Below are 19,663 nucleotides of genomic sequence, written 5' to 3' on the forward strand. Positions count from 1 at the left end.
GGGGGGTGGTCTGCATCGCGCGTCACTGCGCGAAAATCAAAGCGGGTTCCCGTCCCGGTCGCGGTAGATCTCGCGTCGTCCGACATGGTTGGCGGGGCCGACGAGGCCATCTTCCTCCATCCGCTCGATCCACTTGGCCGCAGTGTTGTAGCCCACGCCCATCTGGCGCTGAAGCCAGCTGCCGGACGCCTTCTGGTTTTCGATCACCACCTGACACGCCTGCCGGTATTTGCGTTCTTCGGGATTGTCGGACGCGGTCATGTCGTCCTCGAAGCCGAAGCCGCCGTCCTCGGGTTCCTCGGTCACGGCATCGACATATTCGGGCGAACCTTGCGAGCGCCAGAAATCGGCGACCGCCTCGACTTCCTCGTCGGAGACAAACGGGCCGTGAACGCGCACCATCGCACCGGTGTTGGGCTTATACAACATGTCGCCTTTGCCCAGCAATTGCTCCGCCCCCTGTTCGCCGAGGATGGTACGGCTGTCGATCCGGCTGGTCACCTTGAAGCTGATACGGGTGGGCAGGTTGGCCTTGATCACGCCGGTGATGACGTCGACCGAAGGGCGCTGGGTCGCCATGATCAGGTGGATGCCCGCCGCACGTGATTTTTGCGACAGGCGCTGGATCAGCACTTCGATTTCCTTGCCGATCGTCACCATTAGGTCAGCCAGTTCGTCGACGATCAGCACGATCTGCGGCAGTGGCTGGTAATCGAGCTGTTCTTCCTCGAACAACTGCTCGCCGGTTTCGGGATCGAACCCGGTCTGCACCCGGCGACCCAGCGGCTTGCCCTTGGCGATCGCGGCGCTGACCTTTTCGTTGAACGAATGGATATTGCGGCTGCTGACCGCGCTCATCATCCGGTACCGCCGCTCCATCTCCTCGACCGCCCATTTCAGCGCGCGCACGGATTTGTGCGGTTCCGTCACCACTGGCGAAAGCAGGTGCGGAATATCGTCATAGGTCTTGAGTTCGAGCACCTTGGGATCGATCAGGATCAGGCGCAGCTCGCTGGGCGTGAAGCGATACAACAGGCTGAGCAGGATCACGTTCAGCCCGACCGACTTGCCCGAACCGGTGGTGCCCGCGACCAGCAGGTGCGGCATCGCGGCCAGATCGGCGATGATCGGTTCGCCCGCTATATCCTTGCCCAGAATGATCGGCAGGCTGCCCTTGGCATCGGCGAAATCGGCGCAGGCGGCCAGTTCCTTCAGCATCACCACCTGGCGATCCTGATTGGGAAGTTCGATCCCCATCACCGTCCGCCCGGGTATCGGCGAGACGCGGGCGGAAATCGCGCTCATGTTGCGGGCGATGTCTTCGGCAAGGCCCACGACGCGACTGGCCTTGATCCCGGGCGCGGGTTCGAGTTCGTACATGGTCACCACCGGGCCGGTGCGTACGGCGGTGATCTCACCCTTTACGTTGAAATCATCGAGCACGTTTTCGAGCAGACGGGCGTTGCGTTCCAGCGCCATTCTGTCGAGCTTGGGTGCCTTGTCCACCGGCGGTTCGGCCAAAAGATCGAGGCTGGGCAGGTTGAAGGCGGCGAACATGTCCTTCTGCGCCGTCTTCGTCGGCAGCGCGCGCTTGGGCGGAGCGGAGGGGTCGCTGATCTCGGGCGCACGGCGCGGCGCCTCGGCGCTTGGCGGCATGGCGGCATCGCCCTTGGCGGCGCGGCGCGGGCGGGCGGGTGCCGCGTCGTCGTCGTCATCCTCCTCGTCACCGGCGAAGGCCAGCGCGGGCGCAGATGCGCGGCCCATCAGCGGCAGGCGGCGCATCAGTCCGGCCAGCGAGCCGCCGCCGAGAAATTCGGGCAGGCTCAGCAGCAGCCGCCAGTCGATCGCGAAAATCCGGGTGAGCAGCGCGACTCCGATGGCAAGGCAGGCGAGCGCGGTGCCGAGGATGACCCAGCCTTGCGCCTCTCCGCCGAAACGTGCCGCCACAGCTTCGATCGCGCCTGCGCCGAGCAAACCGGCAAGCCCCCCGGCCTGCGCCGGAAGCGTCCCGCCCGGCCCTTCGAAAGCGAGCGCCAGCACAGTCGAAAGCAGCGTCATCGCGATCAGCAGCAACCCGGTGGGTAGCCACCACGGAGTCGTTTCCGCTTCGTCGCCGTTCTCCACATCGCGCCACAATTTGCGCGCGGAAATGTAGAGCAGCGGCAAAAGCAGCGCTGCGGGCAGGCCGAACATCAGCAGTACCCGGTCCGCCATCCACGCGCCCGGCGCGCCCATCCAGTTTGCGACCTGCCCCGGATCGGCAGCGGTGGAAGCGCTGGGATCGGTCTGGGTGTAGCTCACGAGCGCCAGCGTGAGGAACACCGTGGCCCCCAGCAGCACGCCCGCGCCCACCATCTGCGCCAGCCGCCGGAGCGAACGCCGCAGCCCCGCGCGCCATTCGGCGTCGGTCTTGCTGCGAACGGCAGCTTTACGGGGCGTGACGGCGCGGCTGGCCATGGCGGGAGTCTCCTGAGCGGAACACATCATGAATCCTCGGGAGACTCCGGTCAAGCCGTGTGCGACGGGGCGTTTGCGCTAGCTCAGCCCATCGATCGCGGCCCAGCGCCGCCAATCGAGGGCTTCGGCACGCTCTGCCGTCATGCCGCCAAGCGCGATGACCGGGATTCCCGACAGCGCTGCGAGTTCGCGGAAGCGGTCGCTGCCTAGGGTGTCGCCCCCTGGATGCGAGCGGGTCGGGAACACTGGTGAGAGCATCACTGCGTTCGCACCAAATCTGTTCGCATCGGCGATTTCGGCGGCATTGTGCGCGGTGGCGATCCAGCGCGGCCCGGCAGGCGCGGCGGCACGCAACGCGCCATAGACCCCGTCTGCCCCCCATGCTTCGGCCATCGTGACACTGCCCGAGAGTATCGCCCAATGTCCGGCGCTTCGCAGAATTGGCATAAGCTGCGCGAAGCGGGCCGCGCGAGCCTCAGCGGTCAGGTGGTAGTGCCTGAAAACAAAGCCCGACTGCGGCGGCAACCGCCCGATGGCCTGTTCGAGCACCGCATCGTTGCGCTCATCCGAAAGCAGCCAGATGTCGGGTACGGACTGGTCTTGCGCCATGCCGGCGCTATAGCGCCGCTGTATGGATAGTACAGCCTCCCGCCTCGCTGAAGTTCGCGGCAACATCACCCGTGTGTGCAAGCCCGCGCGGCGCGAGCCAGCCGATGTCACGCTGATCGCGGTCAGCAAGACGCATGGGCCAGAGGCGATCCAGCCGCTGATCGAGGCGGGCCAGCGCGTGTTCGGCGAGAACCGCGTGCAGGAAGCAGCTGGCAAATGGCCCGATCTGCGCGCCGAATATCCCGATATCGAGCTTCACCTGATCGGCCAGCTGCAATCGAACAAGGCCGACGAAGCGGTGGCGCTGTTCGACTATATCCATTCGCTTGACCGGCCCAGTCTGCTGAAGGCGCTGGCCAAGGCGATGGACAAAGCCGGACGACGGGTGCCGTGCTTCGTGCAGGTCAATATCGGCGACGAGGACCAGAAGGGCGGCTGCGCGCTGGCCGACCTGCCCGGTTTTCTCGATCGGGTGCGCGCCGCCGATATCCCGCTCGCCGGGCTGATGTGCATCCCGCCCGCCGACACCGAAGCCGCCCCGTTCTTCGCGCTATTGGCGAAGCTGGCGGCCGATCACGGGCTGACCGGACTCAGCATGGGAATGAGCGGCGATTACAAGACCGCGGTGATGCTGGGCGCAACCCATGTGCGGGTCGGCACCGCGCTGTTCGGCGGACGCCCGTGATGCAAGGGCTGGGCGACACGCTCGCCCGGCTCGACGCGTTCCGCGCCAGATGGCACCTGCGCTTAAACGCCGATGGAGGCACGGTGCGGATCGCGGCAGATGCGCTCACGACCCCGCCGGGGCTGCATGCCTCCTGCGCCGACGCCTTCGTCACCAGCCTTGGCCTGACGCCGATCGGCGGCAACTGGGAACTGCTCGATGCCGAGGTGGGCATGGAAGGCCCGCGCTCCGCCCGCGCTGCGCTGGTCGACGCCTTCGCCCACAACATGGTGTTCGCGCAGCAGCTCTGGTTGGGCGAGGATAACGCGCTGGCGATGGGGGAGGATTTTCTGGCCTGCTTCGATTCCGTCACACGGCAGATCGTCACTAACCGCATGTATTTCGGCTGGAACCCGATCACCACTGCAAGCATCGAATGGGCCTTCGTCGCCTTCGACGACAGCACTATTGCGCTCCTGCTGGCGACCGCCGAAAGCTGAACGAAAAAGGGCGCCCCGTTGCCGGAGCGCCCCTGATCTTTCGCGGCGAGCATCGGTCGCAAAGCGACCGCAAGGCCGACCGGCCGCCCGCAGCGACGCGACCTTCAGGTCGCATGAGCGAGGAAATCGCACCCCCGGTAGGGGGTGCGAAAATCAGAACTCGAACAATGCCTCGATGCCGATGTTCCGGCCGCGCATCAGCGGCGAGAACGTGCCCGCAGTCGGGTTCGGCGCGAAGGGCTGGCGCACGCCGGTCGAATTCGGTCCGCCGAACGGAACCTGCGTATCGCCGCCTTCCTGCACTTCGTCGAGCAGGTTGCGCCCGTAGATCGACAGCGCAAGCCCATCGACGGGAGTGTTCCAGGTGACGTTGGCTTCGAGGTTGCTCAGCGCATTCAGCCAGCCGAGGTTGTCGTCGGTATAGGCTGCCTCGTCACGGTACTGGTAGTTGATCCGCGTGAGGATGTTGCTGCTGCCGAGGTCGAGTTCGTGGATCAGGCCAGCGCCCACGGTGATCGGGGGAACGCGCGGCAGGCTCAGCGCCAGATCGGCGTCGTCGATCATCCCGTCGCCCGAAATGTCGAACAGCACTTCGTCATACTCGGCATCGGTAATCCCGATATTGGCTGTGAACACCAGTGCTTCCGACACCCGCATCCGCGCTTCGGCTTCGAAGCCGACGATGGTGGCATCGGCGGTGTTGAGGATGTTCTGCACCACGCCCGCCCCCGGATCGGCCAGGTTCACTTCGCGCTGCATATTGCCGATCTTGGTCACATAGGCCGCGGCGTTCAGCGTGAAGGAACGGTCAGCGGTCTGGAACTTGCCGCCGATCTCGTAATTGTCGACCTGCTCTTCATCGAAGCCGAGCATGCCGGTTGCCGCCACGGCGGCATTGAACACGGGGACGTTGGTGATGCGGAAATTGTAACCGCCCGAACGGAAGCCCCGGCTCCAGTGGCCATAAACCTGACTATCGGCAAATTCGTATTGCAGGCCGAGTTTGGGCGAGATGTTGCGGAACCGGATCCGGTCGGAAAAGCCGTTGCCCTCCGTCGGAATGAAGGGGTTGGTGCCGGTGGTCGGGCAGGTTCCCTGAACAACGGAACATTCGGGACGCGGCCGCACGAAGGTGACGTCGGCATCCTTGGTTTCCTGGTTCCAGCGAATCCCCGCGATAACCGAGAGGTTGTCGACCAGTTCGTACTGCGCATTGGCGAACACGCCGAGCACTTCGTGGTTCTGGCGCCCGCCGCCGTAGAACGTCAGCGGGGTTGCGGGGGGCACTTGCCGCACTTCGGTATAGGCAAGGTCCTGATCGAACCAGAACCCGCCGATGGTCAGGTCGAGCCGGTCGAACGACATCGCGTAGCGCAGTTCGTTCGAGAACTGCTCCTGCGCGGTCTCGGTGGTCGAGTGGAACAGAAACAGCGGGGTCGCGTCGATATCGCCATCGGTGGTGGCATCATAATCGCGCCAGCCGAACACGTTGGTCAGCGTGCCGGGGCCAATGTCCCATTCCGCAGTGAGCGAGCCGGTCCAAATCTTGTTGTCGTATCCGCCGGGATTGTCGATCGCGATGTCGAAGCTGTTGCGGTCGAACAACGCGCGGTTCTGGGCCGAGGGGCCATCGCCATCGCTTTCGAAGTAATCGAGCTTACCGGTCAGGGTCAGATCGCCGAGCCGCGCTTCCAGTGCCCCGCGCAGGATCTTGGTGTCCGCACGCCCGTGGTTCTCCGGCACATTCAGGGTTTCCGAAGCGAGGTTACGGAAATAACCTTCGTCCTTGTTGTAATACGCGCCGACCTTGAACAACAGCTTGTCTTCGATGATCGGGCCACTGATCACACCGCTGGCAGTGTAGTTGGGGCCGCCGCGACCGCCGTCGAGCGCCGGGCCGTCGACCGCCGCGCGGAACTTGCCGCGGAAATCCTCGGTCGGGTTGCCGGTGTTGATCACCACCGCGCCGCCGGTGACATTGCGACCGAACAGCACGCCCTGCGGGCCGCGCAGGATTTCCACACTTTCAAGGTCGAAAAGGTCGAACACCACGCCGCCGTTGATGCCGAGATAGACACCGTCCACGAACACGCCGACGGTCGGGTCGATCGAGGGGATCGAGGAGTTGATGCCGAGGCCGCGGATGGTGAAGTTGGCGGTGCCGCGGCTGGTGCCGACCTGGTCGAGGCTGACCGTCGGCGCCTGGAACGACAGGCCCGAGATGTCACGGATCTTGTAGGCTTCCAGCGTGTCGGAATTGAACGCGGTGATGGCCAGCGGCACATCCTGCACGTTTTCCGGGTCACGCGTCTTGGTGCCGGTGACGAGGATTTCGTTCATGGTGTCGAGCGAACTGGCGCGTGCTTCTCGCGGCGCTTCGCCTTCGGCGTCCTGGGCGTTCGCGGCGAACGGAGTCAGCGCGGCGGTGCCGAGCATAAGAGCGATTTTGCCGAGCCGGAATGGGCTCCGCATGGAGGATGCGGTGGTCATGTCTTTTAACTCTCCCTGAGTTGAGGCTGGCCGCCCTAGCAATAAGTCACACGATTGCAACCTATCTCCACAGCGGAAAAGGGCATTTGCGCAAGCATGAAGCACGCTCGCCACACCTTCCCGGCTTTCTTATCTGCGGGGGTTTGCAATCACGCCTTTTCAAGCTGTTGCTGCCGCTGGTCGCTGGCGGCATCGAGCAGCGCGGCTTCTATTTCGGCGAGCCGTTCGGGCGCCTTGATCTTCCCCGCGGTCAAATCGGTGACATAGAAAGTGTCCGCCGCCGCTTCGCCGTAGGCAGTGACATGCGCCGAATGCACGATCAGGTTCGCCTTGTAGAGTGCGTGAGCCAGCCGGTTGAGCAAGGCCGGACGGTCGCGCGCGCTCACTTCAATCACGGTGAAGTGGTTGGAAGCATCATTGTCGAAACCCACACGTGGCGCGACATCAAAGGCACGGGCGCGCGAATGGGCGAGCGGGCGCGCGGCGAGCCGGGGAACCAGTTCGATCTCGGCCAGCAGCGCGTCGCGGATGCCTTTCTGGATGCGCGCGATCTGCGCGGCCTCGCGGAACGGTTGGCCGTGCTGATCCTGCACCAGAAAATTATCGACCGCAAAGCCGTTTCTGGTCGTGTGGATGCGCGCGTCGATGATGTTCGCGCCTGCCAGGTGGATGCCGCCCGCCATGCGATAGAACAGGCCCGGATGATCGGCGGCGATGACGTTGACGCGGGTCGCGCCGCGGGTCTCGTCCGGCTCGCAATGGATCGAAAGCTGGTCCTGCGCTGCCTGCGCCGCATCATATTGCACCAGATTGCTGGCGATGATGTCCTCGGGCTCGGCGATCCAGTAGGCGTCGGACAGCAGCGCGCCGATCGTGTCGACCAGATGATCGCGTTCGCCCAGCAGGCGCGCGACCGCGTCTTTCTTTGCCGCGACTCGCTGTTGGCGGCCCTTGCCCTTGTGGCCCAGCCGCAACCGCTCCTGCGCGGAGTCGTAAAGCTCGCCCAGAAGTTGTCCCTTCCAGCTGTTCCACGTCCCCGGACCGACTGCGCGGATATCGACTGCGGTCAGGATCGCAAGGTTGCGCAGCCGTTCCAGGCTTTGCACCTCGGCCACGAAATCCTCGATCGTCTTGGGATCGGTAAGGTCGCGTTTCTGCGCAGTGCGGCTCATCAGCAGGTGTTGCAACACCAGCCAGGCGACCAGATCGGTTTCCTTTTCGTCCAGCCCGAAACGCGGGCACAATTCATGCGCGACATCCGCCCCCAGCACCGAATGATCGCCGCCGCGCCCCTTGGCGATATCGTGCAGTAGCACTGCCACATAAAGCGCCCGGCGCGAGGCGAGCTTGGGAAATTCGCGGGTGGCGCGCGGATGATCGCCGGACAGCAGCCCGCGCTCGATCTGGCTCAACAACCCAATAGCGCGGATCGTGTGTTCGTCGACCGTGTAGTGGTGATACATGTCGAACTGCATCTGCGCGTTGACCCGACCGAAATCGGGGACAAACCGGCCGAAGACGCCCGCCTCGTTCATCCAGCGCAAGGCCGTTTCGGGATCCTTGCGCCCTGCCAGCAGATCGAGAAACAGCGCATTGGCGCGCTTGTCCCGCCGCAGCTTGGCGTCGATCAGCTTGGCATCGCGATCGGCGAGCCGCATGGTTTCAGGGTGGACTTCCAGCCCTTCGGCCTCGGCCAGCTGGAACACTTCGATCAGCCGCACCGGATCGGCGCGGAACCAGTCGTCGCCCGGTGCGCGCAGCCGCCCGCCTTCGACCACGTAACCCTTGAACGCGCGAGGCCGCTGGGTCCAGCCGGCAAAAAACCCGCTGCGGGTGCGTTTCTTGGCGAACTCCTCGTCCATGTGGGCCAGGAACACGCCCGTCAGGCTGCCCACCCGCTTCACCTGCAGGAAGTAATATTGCATGAACCGCTCGACCGCGCTCTTGCCGGGACGGTCGGCGAAATGCATCCGTTCGGCAACCTGCCGCTGCAGATCGAAGGTCAGGCGATCCTCGGCGCGGTCGGTCAGGATGTGCATGTGACTGCGCACCGCCAGCAGGAACCCTTCGGCCCGGCGGAAGCTGCGGTATTCGCTGCGAGTCAGCAGCCCGACATCGACCAGTTCGGCGGCGTTCTGCACCCGGTGGACATATTTGCCGATCCAGTAGAGCGTCTGCAGGTCGCGAAGCGCGCCCTTGCCGTCCTTGATATTGGGCTCCACGACATAGCGGCTATCGCCCATCCGCTTGTGCCGGGCATCGCGTTCGGCCAGCTTCTGCGTCAGGAACTGCCGCTCGCTGCCCTTGACCACGTCGTTCCAGAACCGGCTTCGCAATTCTTCGTAAAGCGCCTGATCGCCCCACACCAGCCGCCCTTCGAGCAGCGCGGTGCGGATCGTCAGGTCTTCCTTCGCCAAGCGCATGGTGTCGGCCACAGTGCGGCTCGAATGGCCGACCTTCAGGCCCAGATCCCACAACAGATACAGCATCGCCTCGATCACCTGCTCGCACCACGGCGAGCGGCGCATCGGGGTGATGAAGGCGATGTCGATATCCGAATGCGGCGCCATCTCGGCCCGCCCGTAACCGCCCACGGCCAGCACCGCGAGCCGTTCGGCCTGCGTGCGGTTCGGCACCGGGTAAAGGTGCGTGGTTACGTGATCGTGGATCACCCGCAGCAGTTGATCGGTCAGGAAGGAATAGCCGCCTGTCACGTCGTGTCCGGCCGATGGTCGTTCGGCCAACCTGCGTTCCAATTCGCCGCGGCCCGTATCGAGCGCATGGCGCAGGGCCTTGACGATATCCGCCCGCGCACCTTCGCCGCCAGCCGCGAACAGCGCAGCGATTTCGTCGGCGAGCACGCGCCGATCGATGATCGCCCGCTGTCCGGGCAAACCCCGGGGGCTCACGGGAAGGGCTTCCGCATCAGGCCCCCGGCCAGGGCATCGAGGATGGGACGCAGGCAGGTCAGGGGATCAGGCCGCCACCTTGTCATCGCCGTACCGCGCCTTGACGCTGCGCTTGTCGATCTTCTGGGTGCCGAGCCGCGGCAACGCGTCCTCGGTGAACCAGATCTGGTGTTCCAGCGGCACCTTGAACGGGGCGATCCGTTCGAGCAGGAAGGCGCGCAGTTCGGCGGGCGTGATCGCGGCGTGACCTTCCTTCATGCGGTACACCGCCGCCGGAACTTCGCCGAAGCGTTCGTCGGGCAGGCCGAACACCGAACATTCGCCAATGTCGTCATGCGCGTAGATCGCATCTTCCACCTCGATGCAGGAGATATTCTCGCCGCCGCGGATGATGATGTCCTTCTTGCGGTCGACGATGAACAGGTATTCGTCGGCATCGAGATAACCCAGATCACCGGTGCGGAAGAACCCGTCGTCGGTGAAGGCGGCCTTGGTCGCCTCGTCGTTCTTCCAGTAGCCGCGGAAATTGGCGACGCTGCGAATGCACACCTCGCCCACCTGCCCCTGCGGCAGCGCATTGCCGAGATCGTCGAGAATGGCGAGTTCGACCATCGGCTTGCTCGCCCGCCCGGTGGAACCCGGCTTGGCGAGGTAATTCTCGTTGAAATTGCCGCAGCCGACCGCGTTGGTTTCCGTAAGGCCATAGCCGAGCAGCGGGAACCCGCCGGGGAAGGCTTCCTTGATCCGGGTAACGTGCTCGACCGGACGCGGCGCGCCGCCAGCGGCAAAGCTCTTGCACGCCGAAAGGTCGTACTTGGCACGGTCGGGATGGCTTGCAATTTCATAGCTCATCAGCGGCACGCCGACGAAATAGGTGACCTTTTCTTCCGCCATCAGCCGGATCGCGAGGCCTGCGTCCCACTTCGGCATCAGCACCAGCTTGCGCGCAATCGCGAAGCTTTGCAGGAACAGCGGCACTTCGCCGGTAACGTGGAACAGCGGCACCGCCACCAGCGCGCAGGGCTGAACCGTCATCGGGCCTTCCTGGCTCTCGATATGCACCTTCGCCATCGCGCTCTGGGCGACATAGTTCATTACACCGTGGACGACCCCGCGGTGATCCGACCACGCGCCCTTGGACCTCCCGGTCGAACCGGAGGTGTAGAGGATAGTGGCGATATCGTCAGGGCCGATCTGGCCCAGCAGCGCCATCGCCGCGCTTGTGCCCTGCGGCAGCGCCCAGAGATCGGCGAGCCCTTCGGACGGCGGATTGCCGTGGCTGAACAAAACCAGCTTCGCACTGTGTGCATGCCCTTCTAGCCGGGCGGCGCGGCCTTCATCGGCCAGCACCAGCTTGCATTCGGCCAGATCGATTCCGTAGGCCAGTTCATCCCCGGAAGAAAAGCCGTTGAGCAGCGTTGCGCAGCCGCCCGCCATCAGGATGCCCATATAGGCGATCATCCAGTTGGCCGAGTTGCGCGCGGCGATGGCGATGCGGTCACCCTTCTGGATGCCGTGGTCGCGCACCAGACTTTCCGCAACGCAGGTCGCGGCGCTGTAGGTTTCGGCGAAGGTCAGCCGCACATCGCCATCGACGAGGAAGGGCAGATCGCGGTGTTCGTTGCAGAAATGCGCGAAATAATGCGCAAGGCTCGGCGGGGCGGCGGCGAAAGCGGGCATTTCCACCCCGTCGCGCACATAAGGCGCGAGGGCGAAGGGCTGGCCGGGTGCAGTCAGGCCGGTGATGATCGCTTCAAGCGCATTGTCCAGCTGGGTGGGCATGCGGTGTCCTTTCCTCTCTCGTGTACAAGAAGACCGCTGCGGCGTTCGCCTGTCCGGTCTTCCGATCCCATTATCTGCCCGCGCGCCTGCGCCCCTTCCCCTGCCCCGCGCGCTGTGCCAGAAGCGCCAGCGCAAACGAGGCCACATCAGGCCCGCCGATACGGCATATCATCACCATTAAGGGGTTCGCTCCGTGCTGTCACTACTTGCTGCAAGCGGCGCTACCGATCCGATCTACTGGTCGGACCTCGGGCTGCGCCCGGGTATCGAACTGGGGTTTTTCACCCTGCGATATTATTCGCTTGCCTATCTTGTCGGCGTGATCTTCGCGTGGTGGCATACATCGCGGATGCTGCGGGCGCCCGGTGCACCGATGGCGCAGCGCCATGCCGACGACCTGTTCTTTTACTGCACGCTGGGGGTGATTCTGGGCGGGAGACTGGGTTATGCGCTGTTCTACACCGGCGGCGAGACCGGCATTCCCAGCGCTTTCACCGATTTTTCGGGCGACGGATTCGTCAGCTGGAAATTGCTGCGGCTGTGGGACGGCGGGATGGCGTTTCATGGAGGGCTGGCAGGCGTGGCGGCGGCGATGGCTTACGTCGCATGGCGCGACAAGCTCAACTTCCTGCGGGTGGCCGATTATGTCGCTGTCAGCGTGCCGATGGGGATGCTGCTGGGGCGACTCGCCAATTTCATCAACGGTGAATTGTGGGGGCGGCCCGCCGATGTGCCATGGGCAATGGTGTTCCCCGGCGCGGACGAACTCGCGCGCCATCCCAGCCAGCTGTATCAGGCCGGACTGGAAGGGCTGGCGCTGCTGATCGTCATGTTGCTGCTGTTCTGGAAAACCCGCGCGCGCTATCGCCCCGGCTTGCTTGTTGGCGTGTTCACGCTCGGCATGGGGATCGCGCGTTTCGTTAATGAATTTTTCCGTCAGCCGGATGCACAATTGGCTGACTTTGCGGCCCGGACCGGGCTATCGATGGGGCAATGGCTAAGCATACCGCTGATCTTGACTGGATTGATTGTCGTGTTCTTCGCGCTGCGGAAGAAGCCGCTGGCGAGCGGGGGCGTGGCGCCGGCCTGACGTCCGACGTTGACGCCGAAGGCCCGCGCGCATGGCGCGGCGGGCTGCGGCTGATCAATCCGGACACCGGGCCTGCGGAGCGGGCTACGGCGAAAACCGATGCGGCAGCGAAGGCGGCGGCGAAGGCCGAGGCCGAGGCCGCTGCGCGCGAGCAGGCCGCGACCGAAGCCAAGGCGAAAGCTGACGCCGAAGCCCGCGCCCTTGCCGAAGCGCAAGAGCGCGCGAGAGCCGAAGCGGAAGCGAAGGCCAAAGCCGAGGCACAGGCGACGGCAGAGGCGGAAGCCCGCGCCCGCGCCGAAGCGGAAGAGAAAGCCCGTCAGGAAGCCGAGGCCCGCGCGCTGGCCAAGGCCGAAGCCAAGGCCAAGGCCGAAGCCGAGGCGATGGCCAAGGCCGAAGCTCTCGCACGCCTAAAGGCCGAGGCCGAAGAACGCGCGCGGCTGATGCGCGAGGAACGTGCGCGCGCGCAGGCCGAAGCCGAAGCTCGCGCCGCCGCCGAACGCGAAGCGCGCGAGAAAGCCGCAGCCGAAGCCCGTGCCCGCCGCGAAGCCGAGGCAGCCGAACGCGCCCGGCTCGCCGCCGAAGCGCAGGCGAAGGCCGAAGCCGAAGCCAAAGCGCGCAAGGAAGCCAAGGAAAAAGAGCGGGCAGAGGAGCAGGCCCGCCGCGAAGCCGAAGCGAAAGCCAAAGCCGAAGCCAAGGCGAAAGCCGAAGCGGAAGCGCGCGCAAAAGCCGAAGCGGAAGCCGCCGCCAAGGCCGCCGCCGAACACGCCCGCAGGGAGGCGGAAGCCAAGGCGAAAGCAGAGGCAGAAGCGAAGGCAAAGGCTGAAGCCGAGGCGAAAGCGAGGGCCGAAGCAGAGGCGAAGGCGAAAGCAGAGGCGGAAGCGAAGGCGAAGGCCGAGGCAAAAGCGAAGGCCGAAGCCGCCGCTCGCGCAAAGGCGGAAGCCGCGGAGAAGGCCCGCTTGGCAGCCGAAGCCAAGGCGAAGGCCGACGCCGAAGCGGCCGAACGTGCACGGGTCGAAGCGGAAGCCAAGGCGAAAGCCGAAGCCGAAGCGAAAGCGGCAGCCGATGAACGGGCGCGCCTAGAAGCCGAAGCCGCCGCCCGCGCCAAGATCGATCTGGGCAAAAGCTTCCGCCGCCTGATTCGCGAGACTGGCCCGATCAGCCTCGCGCAGTTCATGGCCGAGAGCAACGCGCGCTATTACGCCAGCCGCGATCCACTGGGCGATCAGGGGGATTTCATCACCGCACCGGAAGTCACCCAGATGTTCGGCGAGCTGATCGGGCTGTGGTTCGCCGATCTGTGGGTGCGGATGGGCGCCCGCAAACGCATTCACTATGTCGAACTCGGCCCCGGACGCGGCACGCTGGCGAAGGACGCGCTGACGACCGCAGCCCGCTACGAATTCGCGCCGGAGGTGCACTTCGTCGAAACCTCGCCGACATTGCGCCAGTTGCAGCGCGAGGCATTTCCCGGCTGCCACCATCACCACGATCTTTCGACCCTGCCCGAAGATGCCCCGCTGCTGATCATCGCCAACGAATTTTTCGATGCGCTGCCGATCCACCAGCTGGTGCGGTCCGCCGATGGATGGTTCGAACGGATGGTTGGGCTGGACGGCGACAACTTCGTGTTTGGCGCCGGCAAGGAGCGGATGGATTCCATCGTCCCCCCCAGCTGGCTAAGCGCGGCGCAGGGCGCGACGATCGAAACCAGTCCGGCAGCGGTCGCGGTGATGACCGAGATCGCGCAACGCCTCAAAAATCAGGGCGGCGGCGCGCTGATCATCGATTACGGCCATATGGAACTCAGCGCCGGCACCACTTTGCAGGCGCTGAAGGCACACAAGAAGGTCGATGTGTTCGCGCATCCGGGCGAGGCCGACATCACCGCCCATGTCGATTTCGAACTGCTCGCCCACGTCGCGCGCGAACAGGGCGCGGACGTGATGGGTCTGCAATATCAGGGTGAATGGCTGCGCCAGATGGGCATCGATACCCGGACCGAAGCGCTCCAGCTGCGCAATCCGGGCGAGGCCGACAAGATCAAGCGTCAGCGTGACAGGCTGGTGGAGGACAATCAGATGGGCACGCTGTTCAAGGTGCTCGGTATTTGCGGGCGGCGCTGGCCGTTCGGCGTGGGGTTTGCATGATGAAGTGGCTGGCCGCGCTGACCTTTGCGGCGGCGCTTGCGGCGGCGACGGGCCCCGCCTTGGCAGCGGAGCCGGTGGCCGGGCGCTGGGTGACAGCGGAAAGGGACGCAGTGGTCGCGATCAAGCCATGCGGAAGGGCGGCGCCCGAAAGGACGCTGTGCGGCACGGTCGACAAGTTCCTCGTCCCGCCGCCCGATGGCCACGACCAGCGCGACATCAACAACCCCGATCCGGTCTTGCGCAAGCGCCGCCTGCTCGGTCTGCCGATCCTGTCGGGCTTTACCGCCGATGGCGATCTATGGCGCGGCAGAATCTATGATCCCAAGAGCGGTAAAAGCTACCGCTCGGTCATCCGCCGAACGGGTGCGAACGTGCTGGAGGTGAAAGGCTGTATCGGCCCGTTCTGCCAGACTCAGATTTGGAAGCGGGTAAGGTAGTATTTCCACCCCGGTGGGCGCGTTCTAAAGGCCTACCTTTTCCGCCAACTCAGCCGCCGCCGCCCTCGGGGTGAGTTTCGCCTCGTCCTCGCGGTCCACCGCAAGGTTCGCCTCGCGCATCGCTTCGACGCTGATCGCGCCAATCAGCGGTTGCAGCGCCGCGATCACGCCCGCGTCGTCCGCGATCCGCGGGGAGAGCATCAGCATCGCATCATAACTCGGCAGCGCGCCTTCCGGGTCGTCGAGCACCACCAGCTTGTCCGCCGCGATCCGCCCATCTGAAGTGTAGGCACTGATAACGTCGGCCTCGCCCGATTGCAGCGCGTTGTACATGAACGTCGGCGCGAAATTGCGGTTATCCGCGAACCGCAAGCCATAGGCATCGCGCACCGCAACCCATTCGGGCCGCTCGAAGAACTCGGGGTCGCCTCCCACCGTCAGCTGCGGAGCGACCACCGCCAGATCGTCCAGCGAGGTAACGCCCAGTTCCGCCGCCCGGTCCTGCCGCATGGCAAAGGCATAGGCGTTTTCGAACCCCAATCGTCCCAGCACCCGCACCCCATTCTCGCGCCATTCCCAGTCGCGGATGGTTTCATACATCGCCTCGCGTCCGGGATTGTCGTCGCGGTTCAGGTAATTGGTCCAGATCGTACCGGTGTAGTCGACCGAAATGTCGATGCTGGAACTGGCGACCGCGGAATGCACCACAGCGCTGCCCAGCCCGTCGCGATACTCGACCACGTATCCCGCCGCCTCCAGCCGCGACCCGATCAGCTTGGCGAGGATATATTGTTCGGAGAACTGTTTGGAGGCGATGACGATGCGGCGTTCATCGCTGCCCGCGCCTTGCGCCCACAGCGCCGCAAAAATACCTGCCAGCACCACCGCGATCCCGCCAAAGGTCATCCAGCGCGAGCGTTTGGCCAGCCCCACTTCGATCACCCACAGCAGGTTATCCGCCGCCAGCGCAAGCCCCGCGCTCGCCAGACACCCGGCCAGAACCAGCGCCCAATTCTGGGTCTGGAGACCCGCAAAGATAGGATCGCCGAGACTGGGCTGGCCGATAGTGGTGGCGAGCGTCGCCGCGCCGATGGTCCACACCGATGCCGTGCGGATGCCCGCCATGATGAAGGGCGCGGACAGCGGCGCTTCGACCAGCGTCAGTTTCTGCCATTTGGTCATGCCCACGCCGTCGGCGGCTTCGAGAATCTCGGGATCGAGGTTGGCTTGCGCCGTCACCGCATTCCGCAAAATCGGCAGTAACGCATATAGCGTCAGCGCCATCAGCGCGGGCAGGAACCCCAGCGTCGGCAAGCCCTCGCCGAATACGCTGCGCAAGCTCAACAGCAGCGGAAAGAACAGCGCCAGCAGCGCGAGCGCGGGGATGGTCTGCACGAGGCTCGCCAGCCCCAGCGCGATGCGCGACACCGTGGGCGAGCGACTCGCCCACACCGCCATCGGCAAGGCGATCAGCATCGCAAGGCCGATCGCGCTGGCCGACAACACGACATGCGCGGCAAGCTTGTCGCCGAGGCCGGGGAGGATTTCCCAGATATCGCCCATCAGTGCGGGGTTTCCCCAAGACTCTCCAACGCCGCCAGCCGCTCGGCCTGCTGGCGCGGCACCGCGAAGAGGCCCTGCGCAATGTCGCCGCCCGCCCCCGCCAGCAACGCACGCGGGGTCTCGTCGGCGACCAGGTGGCCGCCGTCCATCACCAGCACTCGGTCTGCCAGCAGCAGCGCCTCGGCCATGTCATGCGTCACCATCACCGTGGTCAGGCCAAGCCTTTCGTGCAATTCGCGCACCTTGGTGCCCAGCGCATCGCGGGTCAGCGGATCGAGCGCGCCGAAGGGTTCGTCCATCAGCAGCAGCTCCGGCCCACCCGCCAGCGCGCGCGCCACGCCAACGCGCTGGCGCTGCCCGCCGGAAAGCTCGTCGGGCATGCGGGTCGCCATCGCCGGTTCGAGTTCCACCAGTTCGAGCAGTGCATTGATGCGTTCCCCCGCCAGCTTCTCGCCGGTCAGGCGCGGGCCGATGGCGATGTTTTCGGCCACGCTCATGTGCGGAAACAGGCCGATGCCCTGAAACACGTATCCTACTCTGCGGCGCAGGCGGGCAGGCGGCAAGGTGGTCACATCCTCGCCGCCGAACAGCACGACCCCGCCGGTCGGCTCGACCAGTGTGTTGACCATCTTGAGCAGCGTCGACTTGCCCGAACCTGACGCACCCACCAGCGCAACGAGGCTGCCGGACTCAATCGCGCAGCTCACGCCCGCCACCGCCAGCACTTCGCCGTAAGCGCGGGTCACGGCGTCGAATACGAGCAAGGGGTCGGTGGCCGTCATGCTGCTGTTCCCTAACGGCGAAAGACGCAGAGAGCCAGCGCGGGCGATTGGCCTTTGCGTGAGCGCTTGCTATGCGCGTCCACAGAACGATCATTACTCCGGCAGGAACATAAAATGCGCGCTACCCCCGATTTCGACTTTCACCTTGGCGAAGCAGCCGAGATGATCCGTGACAGCACCGCGCGCTTTGCGGACGAGCAGATCGCCCCGCTGGCCGAACGCACCGACCGCGAAGACCGCTTCCCGCGCGAATTGTGGGAGCCGATGGGCGCGCTCGGCCTGCACGGCATCACCGTTGAGGAAGAATGGGGCGGGCTGGGGCTCGGCTACCTTGAGCACGTGATCGCGGTCGAGGAAGTCAGCCGCGCTTCCGCCAGCGTGGGCCTCAGCTACGGCGCGCATTCGAACCTCTGCCTCAACCAGATCCGCCGCTGGGGGAATGACGAGCAGAAGGCCAAGTATCTGCCGGGGCTTATCTCCGGCAAGCACGTTGGCAGCCTCGCCATGTCCGAGGCGGGCGCGGGGTCGGACGTGGTCTCGATGAAATTGAAGGCTGAGGCTGTTCAGGGCGGCTATGTGCTCAACGGCACCAAGTTCTGGATCACCAACGCGCCTGAGGCCGATACGCTGGTGGTCTATGCCAAGACCGATGGCCACGCCGGATCGCGCGGCATCACCGCCATCCTGATCGAGAAGGGCGACGAGGGTTTTGCGATCGGTCAGAAGATCAGCAAGGTTGGCATGAAGGGCTCCCCCACCGCCGAGCTGGTATTCAACGACTGCTTCGTGCCCGAAGATCGCATCATGGGGCCATTGAACGGCGGCGTCGGCGTGCTGATGAGCGGGCTGGATTATGAACGCGTGGTGCTCGCCGGATTGCAGCTCGGGATCATGCAGGCGTGCCTCGACACGGTGATTCCTTATCTGCGCGAGAGGAAGCAGTTCGGCAAACCCATCGGCAGCTTCCAGCTGATGCAGGCCAAAGTCGCCGACATGTATGTCGCCCTGCAATCGGCCCGCGCCTACACCTATGCGGTCGCCAAGGCGTGTGACGCGGGGCAGACGACGCGCTTCGATGCGGCGGGCGTGATTTTGCTGGCGTCGGAGAACGCCTTCAAGGTCGCGGCTGAAAGCGTGCAGGCGCTCGGCGGAGCGGGCTACACGCTCGACTGGCCGGTGGAGCGCTACATGCGCGACGCCAAGCTGCTCGACATCGGGGCGGGGACGAACGAGATTCGCCGGATGCTGATCGGGCGCGAATTGATCGGGGCGGCGGGGTGATGATCGCTTGCACCAGAGCCCGGTGGCGCCGCGCCGCTACCGGCGCGCTGGCCTGCCTTCTCGTCATGCCCGCGCAAGGCCACGCCCAATCGCCCGCGCCCCCGCCTGAGGAAGGCACTGCCATGCCCACCGAACTCGACCCCCGCGCCTACGCCGAAATCACGCGCCTCACCGATCAGGGGCAGGCGCTGTTCGACGAGGGCAGACTGGAGGAGGCCCGTGGGCTGTTCATGCAGGCTTGGGCGCTGCTCCCCGAACCGCAGAGCGAATGGGAGGCGACGACCTGGCTGGCGACGGCGATCGGCGACATCGATTTCCTCAAGGGCAATCACGCCGTCGCCCGGCAGACGCTCGAATTCGCGATGCTCTGCCCCGGCGGCCTCGGCAACCCCTTCATCCACTTACGCCTCGGCCAGACGCTGCTCGAACTTGGAGAGAAAGACCGGGCGGCGGACGAACTTATGCGAGCCTATATGGGCGCTGGCGAAGGCATCTTCGCGGAGCAGGACCCCAAATATCGCGCATTTCTGGCAACGCGTGCGATACTGGACAGAGCTTTGCAACGCAGGAGCCTACAATGAGCACCGACGAAGACTACGTCTTTGACGAGGCGAGCGGCGAATGGATGGCTGCGTCGCAGCTCGCGGCCAAGCAGGCGGCGGAGGACACGGTCGAGGTGCGCGACGCGGTCGGCAACATCCTCACCGATGGCGATGCGGTGACGCTGATCAAGGACTTGGAGGTCAAGGGCGCAGGCCAGACGCTCAAACAAGGCACGCTGATCAAATCGATCCGCCTGACCGGCGACGCGCAGGAGATCGACTGCAAATATCCCGGCATCAAGGGCCTGGTGCTGCGGGCCGAGTTCGTGCGCAAGCGGTGATCCTCACCTGGTTGGTGGGCGCAAGCGCATCCGACCCTCTACCGGAGCAGCTTCACAGCCAAGGACCGG

At 65.0% G+C, this 19,663-nt stretch carries 15 protein-coding genes; 8 read left to right on the plus strand and 7 right to left on the minus strand.

Going from position 1 to position 19,663, the window contains the following annotated elements:
- Nucleotides 1–36 precede the first annotated feature (36 nt).
- Both J3454_RS07980 and J3454_RS07985 read right to left on the minus strand, forming a co-directional pair.
- Entirely contained in the window at nt 37–2,457 is a 2,421-nt protein-coding gene (locus J3454_RS07980) for an FtsK/SpoIIIE family DNA translocase (RefSeq protein WP_349513242.1), read from the minus strand.
- A 78-nt stretch (nt 2,458–2,535) separates the two neighbouring features.
- On the minus strand, nt 2,536–3,066 hold the full coding sequence (locus J3454_RS07985) for a thiamine phosphate synthase (protein WP_349513243.1): 531 nt from the start codon (nt 3,064–3,066) through the stop codon (nt 2,536–2,538).
- A 22-nt stretch (nt 3,067–3,088) separates the two neighbouring features.
- Here J3454_RS07985 and J3454_RS07990 point away from each other — a divergent pair, with 22 nt between their 5' ends.
- Both J3454_RS07990 and J3454_RS07995 read left to right on the plus strand, forming a co-directional pair.
- Nucleotides 3,089–3,751, plus strand: coding sequence for a YggS family pyridoxal phosphate-dependent enzyme (locus J3454_RS07990; RefSeq protein WP_349513244.1), 663 nt, complete (start codon nt 3,089–3,091; stop codon nt 3,749–3,751).
- Complete coding sequence (locus J3454_RS07995; protein ID WP_349513245.1) at nt 3,751–4,230, plus strand: hypothetical protein; 480 nt, start codon at nt 3,751–3,753, stop codon at nt 4,228–4,230. The genes J3454_RS07990 and J3454_RS07995 overlap by 1 nt, the downstream gene beginning before the upstream one ends.
- 153 nt (nt 4,231–4,383) lie before the next feature.
- On the opposite strand, the gene J3454_RS08000 is transcribed toward J3454_RS07995, so the two are convergent.
- The 3 genes from J3454_RS08000 to J3454_RS08010 form a co-directional block, all read right to left on the minus strand.
- Nucleotides 4,384–6,720 carry a TonB-dependent receptor gene (locus J3454_RS08000; protein ID WP_349513246.1) on the minus strand — a complete coding sequence of 779 codons (2,337 nt, stop codon included), beginning with the start codon at nt 6,718–6,720 and terminating at the stop codon, nt 4,384–4,386.
- Between the two features lie 149 nt (nt 6,721–6,869).
- A complete protein-coding gene (locus J3454_RS08005; RefSeq protein ID WP_349513247.1) occupies nt 6,870–9,629 on the minus strand; it encodes a [protein-PII] uridylyltransferase in 2,760 nt (919 codons plus the stop codon).
- Between the two features lie 66 nt (nt 9,630–9,695).
- On the minus strand, nt 9,696–11,411 hold the full coding sequence (locus tag J3454_RS08010; RefSeq protein WP_349513248.1) for a class I adenylate-forming enzyme family protein: 1,716 nt from the start codon (nt 11,409–11,411) through the stop codon (nt 9,696–9,698).
- 193 nt (nt 11,412–11,604) lie between these two features.
- Between J3454_RS08010 and lgt the strand changes: the two genes are divergently transcribed.
- From lgt to J3454_RS08025, 3 genes are read left to right on the plus strand one after another with little or no spacing between them, the layout of a single operon-like run.
- Complete coding sequence (lgt, locus tag J3454_RS08015; RefSeq protein ID WP_349513249.1) at nt 11,605–12,501, plus strand: prolipoprotein diacylglyceryl transferase; 897 nt, start codon at nt 11,605–11,607, stop codon at nt 12,499–12,501.
- A complete protein-coding gene (locus J3454_RS08020; protein ID WP_349513250.1) occupies nt 12,405–14,648 on the plus strand; it encodes a class I SAM-dependent methyltransferase in 2,244 nt (747 codons plus the stop codon). Before lgt ends, J3454_RS08020 begins: the two co-directional genes overlap by 97 nt.
- Nucleotides 14,648–15,085 (plus strand): DUF2147 domain-containing protein, encoded by a 438-nt coding sequence (locus J3454_RS08025; protein WP_349513913.1) that lies wholly within the window; start codon nt 14,648–14,650, stop codon nt 15,083–15,085. The genes J3454_RS08020 and J3454_RS08025 overlap by 1 nt, the downstream gene beginning before the upstream one ends.
- Nucleotides 15,086–15,109: 24 nt before the next feature.
- Here the strand turns inward: J3454_RS08025 and J3454_RS08030 are convergent, their stop codons facing one another.
- Both J3454_RS08030 and J3454_RS08035 read right to left on the minus strand, forming a co-directional pair.
- Nucleotides 15,110–16,648: an ABC transporter permease/substrate-binding protein gene (locus tag J3454_RS08030; protein WP_349513251.1), complete on the minus strand. Its 1,539-nt coding sequence runs from the start codon at nt 16,646–16,648 to the stop codon at nt 15,110–15,112.
- Nucleotides 16,648–17,430 carry an ATP-binding cassette domain-containing protein gene (locus J3454_RS08035; RefSeq protein ID WP_349513252.1) on the minus strand — a complete coding sequence of 261 codons (783 nt, stop codon included), beginning with the start codon at nt 17,428–17,430 and terminating at the stop codon, nt 16,648–16,650. Before J3454_RS08035 ends, J3454_RS08030 begins: the two co-directional genes overlap by 1 nt.
- 114 nt (nt 17,431–17,544) lie before the next feature.
- On the opposite strand from J3454_RS08035, the gene J3454_RS08040 reads away from it, so the two are divergent.
- From J3454_RS08040 to J3454_RS08050, 3 genes are read left to right on the plus strand one after another with little or no spacing between them, the layout of a single operon-like run.
- Nucleotides 17,545–18,711 (plus strand): acyl-CoA dehydrogenase family protein, encoded by a 1,167-nt coding sequence (locus J3454_RS08040; RefSeq protein WP_349513253.1) that lies wholly within the window; start codon nt 17,545–17,547, stop codon nt 18,709–18,711.
- Entirely contained in the window at nt 18,711–19,292 is a 582-nt protein-coding gene (locus tag J3454_RS08045) for a tetratricopeptide repeat protein (RefSeq protein WP_349513254.1), read from the plus strand. Before J3454_RS08040 ends, J3454_RS08045 begins: the two co-directional genes overlap by 1 nt.
- Complete coding sequence (locus tag J3454_RS08050; RefSeq protein ID WP_349513255.1) at nt 19,289–19,594, plus strand: alkylphosphonate utilization protein; 306 nt, start codon at nt 19,289–19,291, stop codon at nt 19,592–19,594. Before J3454_RS08045 ends, J3454_RS08050 begins: the two co-directional genes overlap by 4 nt.
- Nucleotides 19,595–19,663: the final 69 nt, after the last annotated feature.

This window comes from Erythrobacter sp. NFXS35 (genome assembly GCF_040148725.1).
Classification (GTDB): domain Bacteria; phylum Pseudomonadota; class Alphaproteobacteria; order Sphingomonadales; family Sphingomonadaceae; genus Erythrobacter.

Coding starts and splice junctions, on each gene's coding strand:
- J3454_RS07980 (WP_349513242.1), bottom strand. CDS start 2,457: ATGGCCAGCCGCGCCGTCACGCCCCGTAAAGCTGCCGTTCGCAGCAAG.
- J3454_RS07985 (WP_349513243.1), bottom strand. CDS start 3,066: ATGGCGCAAGACCAGTCCGTACCCGACATCTGGCTGCTTTCGGATGAG.
- J3454_RS07990 (WP_349513244.1), top strand. CDS start 3,089: ATGGATAGTACAGCCTCCCGCCTCGCTGAAGTTCGCGGCAACATCACC.
- J3454_RS07995 (WP_349513245.1), top strand. CDS start 3,751: ATGCAAGGGCTGGGCGACACGCTCGCCCGGCTCGACGCGTTCCGCGCC.
- J3454_RS08000 (WP_349513246.1), bottom strand. CDS start 6,720: ATGACCACCGCATCCTCCATGCGGAGCCCATTCCGGCTCGGCAAAATC.
- J3454_RS08010 (WP_349513248.1), bottom strand. CDS start 11,411: ATGCCCACCCAGCTGGACAATGCGCTTGAAGCGATCATCACCGGCCTG.
- J3454_RS08020 (WP_349513250.1), top strand. CDS start 12,405: ATGGCTAAGCATACCGCTGATCTTGACTGGATTGATTGTCGTGTTCTT.
- J3454_RS08025 (WP_349513913.1), top strand. CDS start 14,648: ATGAAGTGGCTGGCCGCGCTGACCTTTGCGGCGGCGCTTGCGGCGGCG.
- J3454_RS08030 (WP_349513251.1), bottom strand. CDS start 16,648: ATGGGCGATATCTGGGAAATCCTCCCCGGCCTCGGCGACAAGCTTGCC.
- J3454_RS08035 (WP_349513252.1), bottom strand. CDS start 17,430: ATGACGGCCACCGACCCCTTGCTCGTATTCGACGCCGTGACCCGCGCT.
- J3454_RS08040 (WP_349513253.1), top strand. CDS start 17,545: ATGCGCGCTACCCCCGATTTCGACTTTCACCTTGGCGAAGCAGCCGAG.
- J3454_RS08045 (WP_349513254.1), top strand. CDS start 18,711: ATGATCGCTTGCACCAGAGCCCGGTGGCGCCGCGCCGCTACCGGCGCG.
- J3454_RS08050 (WP_349513255.1), top strand. CDS start 19,289: ATGAGCACCGACGAAGACTACGTCTTTGACGAGGCGAGCGGCGAATGG.